Here is a 4,834-nt window from a genome sequence, read left to right as displayed (position 1 = left end):
CCACATGCTGGTGGTCGAGCAGGTCGAGAATTCCTCGAACCAGATTTCGCTGATCGACGCGCAACGCGCCAATCCCGGCGCCCAGGTCGGCGACACCATCGCTGACACCCTGCCGCCGCTGGAATATGGCCGCATCGCCGCGCAATCCGCCAAGCAGGTGATCGTGCAGAAGGTGCGCGAGGCCGAGCGCGACCGGCAGTACCAGGAATTCAAGGACCGCATCGGCGATATCGTCAACGGCATCGTCAAGCGCGTCGAATACGGCAGCGTCATTGTCGATCTCGGCCGCGGCGAAGCCATTATCCGCCGCGACGAAATGCTGCCGCGCGAGGTATTCCGCAACGGCGACCGCGTACGCGCCTATATTTTCGACGTGCGCCGCGAGACCCGCGGGCCGCAGATCTTCCTTTCCCGCACCCATCCGCAATTCATGGCGAAGCTGTTCGCGCAGGAAGTGCCGGAGATCTATGACGGCATCGTCGAGATCAAGGCGGTAGCGCGCGATCCCGGCTCGCGCGCGAAAATCGGCGTGATTTCGCGGGATTCGTCGGTCGATCCGGTCGGCGCCTGCGTCGGCATGCGCGGCTCGCGCGTGCAGGCCGTGGTCAACGAATTGCAGGGCGAAAAAATCGACATCATCCCGTGGTCGCCCGACATCGCGACCTTTGTCGTCAACGCGCTGGCGCCCGCCGAAGTCGCCAAGGTCGTGATCGACGAGGACCGCGAGCGGATCGAGGTCGTGGTTCCCGACACCAATAACCAGTTGTCGCTGGCGATCGGCCGGCGCGGACAGAACGTTCGCCTCGCCTCGCAGCTGACCGGCTGGGACATCGACATTCTGACCGAACAGGAAGAATCCGAGCGCCGCCAGGCCGATTTCGAGAACTCCACGCGGGTGTTCATGGAATCGCTCAATGTCGACGAAGTGGTCGGCCAATTGCTGGCGTCCGAAGGCTTCACCTCGGTGGAGGAACTCGCGCTGGTCGACGTCAAGGAACTGGCCGGCATCGAAGGCTTCGACGACGAAACCGCCAACGAGCTGCAGAGCCGGGCCCGCGAATATCTGGAACAGCTCGAAGGCGAGCTCGAAAACAAACGTAAGGAACTTGGTGTGGAAGACGCTCTGAAGACGGTGCCCGGCGTGACCTCGAAGATGCTGGTGAAGTTCGGCGAGAACGACATCAAGTCGGTCGAGGACCTCGCCGGTTGCGCCACCGACGATCTGGTGGGCTGGACCGAGCGCAAGGAAGGCGGCGAGCCTACTAAGTATCCCGGCATTCTCGACGCCAACGAAATCTCGCGCGACGATGCGGAGAACATGATCATGCAGGCGCGCGTCATCGCCGGCTGGATCACCGAGGCCGATCTCGTCAAGAAGACCGACGCGGCCGAGGCCCCCGAAGATCAGCCGGTTTGATGCGCGGGCTCTGCGAAATGGGTTACCGGTTCTGCGCGACCGTAACGCGCAGATGACAGAAGAGATGTCGCACGCATGCTTGCTATCGCCGACCCCGAACTCGACGACGGACCGCGGACCAACAAGTCCGCGACGGAGCGGATGTGCGCGGTCAGTCGCAAGGTGCGGCCGATCGACGAACTGATCCGGTTTGTCGTCGCCCCCCAGGGCGAGGTGATCCCGGATTTAAAGCGCAAGCTTCCCGGCCGGGGCCTGTGGGTTTCGGCTTCGCGGCAGGCGGTTGCGGAAGCTGTCCGGCGGAACCAGTTTGGCAAGGGCTTCAAGCGCGAGGTCCGCGTCTCCCCGACGCTTGCGGCCGATACCGAAGCCCTGCTGGTGCGCAGCGTGATCGAAGCGCTGGCCATGGTCGCCAAGGCCGGCGAGGTCGTATCCGGCTTCAGCAAGGTGGAGGACGCCCTCAAGCTGCGTCAGGCCGAGGCCCTGATCCATGCTTCGGACGGCGCCGCGGACGGAATCCGCAAATTGGACGCCATCGTCAGGCAAAATGCCGGGATTAACGATGAATCGCCCGATTTCCCGGTAGTCACGGCGTTGACCTCGGAACAATTGGATTTGGCACTGGGCCGGTCAAATGTGATACATGCTGCGCTGCTCGCGGGCCCGGCGAGCAAGACGTTCCTGTCGCGCAGCCATACCCTGGTCCAATACCGGATGGCTGATGACGACAAGACAGCCGGCCATGCGGCCAAGAATTCGCCGAAACAGACGGTGCGGACACGCACGACGCAACAAGATTAGGACTGCTGTATGGTTGATACGAAAACGCCTGGCGACAAGACACTGAGTGTCCCGACCAAGACCTTGACGCTCAAGCCGCGCGTCGAGACGGGCACCGTGCGCCAGAGCTTCAGCCACGGCCGAACCAAGCAGGTGGTGGTCGAAAAGCGCGGCAAGCGCCGCGTCGGTGGCGACGCGCCGGCAACCGAAACACCGCACACGCCGGAGCCGGTCGTTGCCAAGGCAGCGCCCGCCAAGCCGGCGCCGCTGGCCCGTCCGGCCGCGCCGCGCGGCGGTTCGGGCGTGGTCTTGCGCACCCAGACCGAGGACGAGCGGTCCGCGCGCGCCAGCGCGCTTGCCGATGCCAAGGTCCGCGACGTCGAAGAGCGCCGGCTGGCGGAAGAGGAAGCCAAGCGCCGAAACAGCAAGGAAGGCATCGAGCAGGCCGAGCGCGAGGCCGCTGAAGCCCGCCGCAAGGCCGAGGAAGATCGCCACCGCCAGGACGAGGAAGCCAAGCGCAAGGCGGAACTCGAAGCCAAGAAGCGTTTTGGCGAAGCCGAGGCCAAGACCGCAGCCGCGGCCAAGGCCGCAGCGTTGCCCACGGCCCGCGCCCCCGGTGTCGCCGCCGACATCACCGACGAGGACGAAGGTCCGCGCCAGATCCGTCGCGGCCCGGGCGGCGCTGTCCGCCCCGCTACACCCCCGAAGACCACGGCCAAGCCGGCGCCGGCCAAGCAGCGCGGACGCCTGACGCTGGTCACCGCGCTCACCGCCGACGACGTGCGCGAGCGTTCGATCGCGTCGTTCCGTCGCCGCACCCAGCGCCTGAAGGGACATCAGTCGAACGAGCCGAAGGAAAAGCTCATTCGCGAGGTGATCATCCCGGAAGCCATCAACATCCAGGAACTCGCCAACCGCATGTCCGAGCGCGCGGTTGACGTGATCCGGCTTCTGATGAAGCAGGGCGCGATGCACAAGATCACCGACGTGATCGATGCCGACACCGCGCAGCTGATCGCCGAGGAACTCGGCCACACCGTCAAGCGCGTGGCCGCGTCGGACGTCGAGGAGGGCCTGTTCGATATCGTCGACGATTCCTCCGATACCGAGCCGCGTTCGCCTGTCGTGACCGTGATGGGCCACGTCGACCACGGCAAGACCTCGCTGCTCGACGCGCTTCGCCATGCCAACGTGGTTTCGGGCGAAGCCGGCGGCATCACCCAGCATATCGGCGCCTATCAGGTGACCTCGCCGGAAAGCGGCAAGAAAATCACCTTCATCGACACCCCGGGCCACGCCGCCTTCACCGCGATGCGTGCGCGAGGCGCCAAGGTCACCGACATCGTGGTGCTGGTAGTCGCTGCCGACGACGGCGTCATGCCGCAGACCATCGAGGCGATCAACCACGCCAAGGCGGCGAAGGTTCCGATGATCATTGCCATCAACAAGATCGACAAGCCCGACGCCAAGCCGGAACGCGTCCGCACCGAACTGCTGCAATATGAAGTGCAGGTCGAATCGATGGGCGGCGACGTCGTCGACGTCGAGGTTTCCGCCAAGAACAAGACCAACCTCGACAAGCTGCTGGAAATGATTGCGCTGCAGGCCGATCTGCTCGACCTCAAGACCAACGTCTCGCGTCCCGCCGAAGGCACCGTGATCGAAGCCAAGCTCGATCGCGGCCGCGGTCCGGTCGCGACCGTGCTGGTGCAGCGCGGCACCCTCAAGGTCGGCGACATCATCGTCGCCGGCGCCGAGATGGGCCGCGTCCGCGCGCTGATCAACGATCAGGGCGTGACCATCGACGAGGCCGGGCCGTCGGTTCCCGTGGAAGTTCTCGGCTTCAACGGGCCGCCGGAAGCCGGCGACCGTCTCGCGGTGGTCGAGAACGAAGCCCGCGCCCGCCAGGTGACGAGCTATCGCGCCCATCAGAAGCGCGAAAACGCGGCTGCCTCGATTTCCGGCATGCGCGGCTCGCTCGAACAGATGATGTCGCAGCTCAAGACCTCGGGTCGCAAGGACTTCCCGCTGATCATCAAGGCCGACGTGCAGGGCTCGCTGGAAGCGATTCTCGGATCACTCGACAAGCTCGGCACCGACGAGGTCGCCGCCCGCATCCTGCATGCCGGCGTCGGCGGCATCTCGGAATCCGACGTGACGCTGGCGGAGGGTTTCAACGCCGCCATCATCGGCTTCAACGTTCGCGCCCACAAGGAAGCAGCCGCAGCAGCCAAGCGCAACGGCATCGAAATCCGCTACTACAACATCATCTACGATCTGGTGGACGACGTGAAGAAGGCGATGTCCGGCCTGCTGGCGCCGACGCTGCGCGAGACCATGCTGGGCAATGCCCTGATCCTGGAAGTGTTCAACATCTCCAAGGTCGGCAAGGTCGCGGGCTGCCGCGTCACCGACGGCACCGTGGAACGCGGCGCCAATGTCCGCCTGATTCGCGACAACGTCGTCGTGCATGAAGGCAAGCTGTCGACGCTGAAGCGTTTCAAGGACGAAGTGAAGGAAGTGCAGTCCGGTCAGGAATGCGGCATGGCGTTCGAGAATTACGCCGACATGCGCGCCGGCGACGTCATCGAGTGTTATCGCGTGGAGACGATCCAGCGCTCTCTGTAAGTCCAGGTCTTG

Annotated in this window: 3 protein-coding genes; all 3 read left to right on the top strand. The window is 64.7% G+C overall.

Annotated elements, in window-relative coordinates:
• On the top strand, positions 1 to 1,417 hold a 1,417-nt coding region (gene nusA, locus RMO25_RS10215), incomplete at its 5' end, for a transcription termination factor NusA (RefSeq protein ID WP_309662498.1).
• 75 nt (positions 1,418 to 1,492) lie between these two features.
• On the top strand, positions 1,493 to 2,215 hold the full coding sequence (locus RMO25_RS10210; RefSeq protein ID WP_309662497.1) for an RNA-binding protein: 723 nt from the start codon (positions 1,493 to 1,495) through the stop codon (positions 2,213 to 2,215).
• Between the two features lie 9 nt (positions 2,216 to 2,224).
• Entirely contained in the window at positions 2,225 to 4,822 is a 2,598-nt protein-coding gene (infB, locus tag RMO25_RS10205) for a translation initiation factor IF-2 (RefSeq protein WP_309662496.1), read from the top strand.
• The last annotated feature ends 12 nt before the right edge of the window (positions 4,823 to 4,834 follow it).

It is taken from the genome of Sphingomonas sp. (assembly GCF_031361285.1).
Classification (GTDB): Bacteria; Pseudomonadota; Alphaproteobacteria; order Sphingomonadales; family Sphingomonadaceae; genus Sphingomicrobium.
Note: the sequence above shows the minus strand (reverse complement) of the source record. Positions and strands in the feature narration are given on the sequence as shown.

Bases quoted from the DNA above. Each gene is read 5' to 3' on its own strand.
- RMO25_RS10210 (WP_309662497.1), top strand. From the start codon at position 1,493: ATGCTTGCTATCGCCGACCCCGAACTCGACGACGGACCGCGGACCAAC.
- infB (WP_309662496.1), top strand. From the start codon at position 2,225: ATGGTTGATACGAAAACGCCTGGCGACAAGACACTGAGTGTCCCGACC.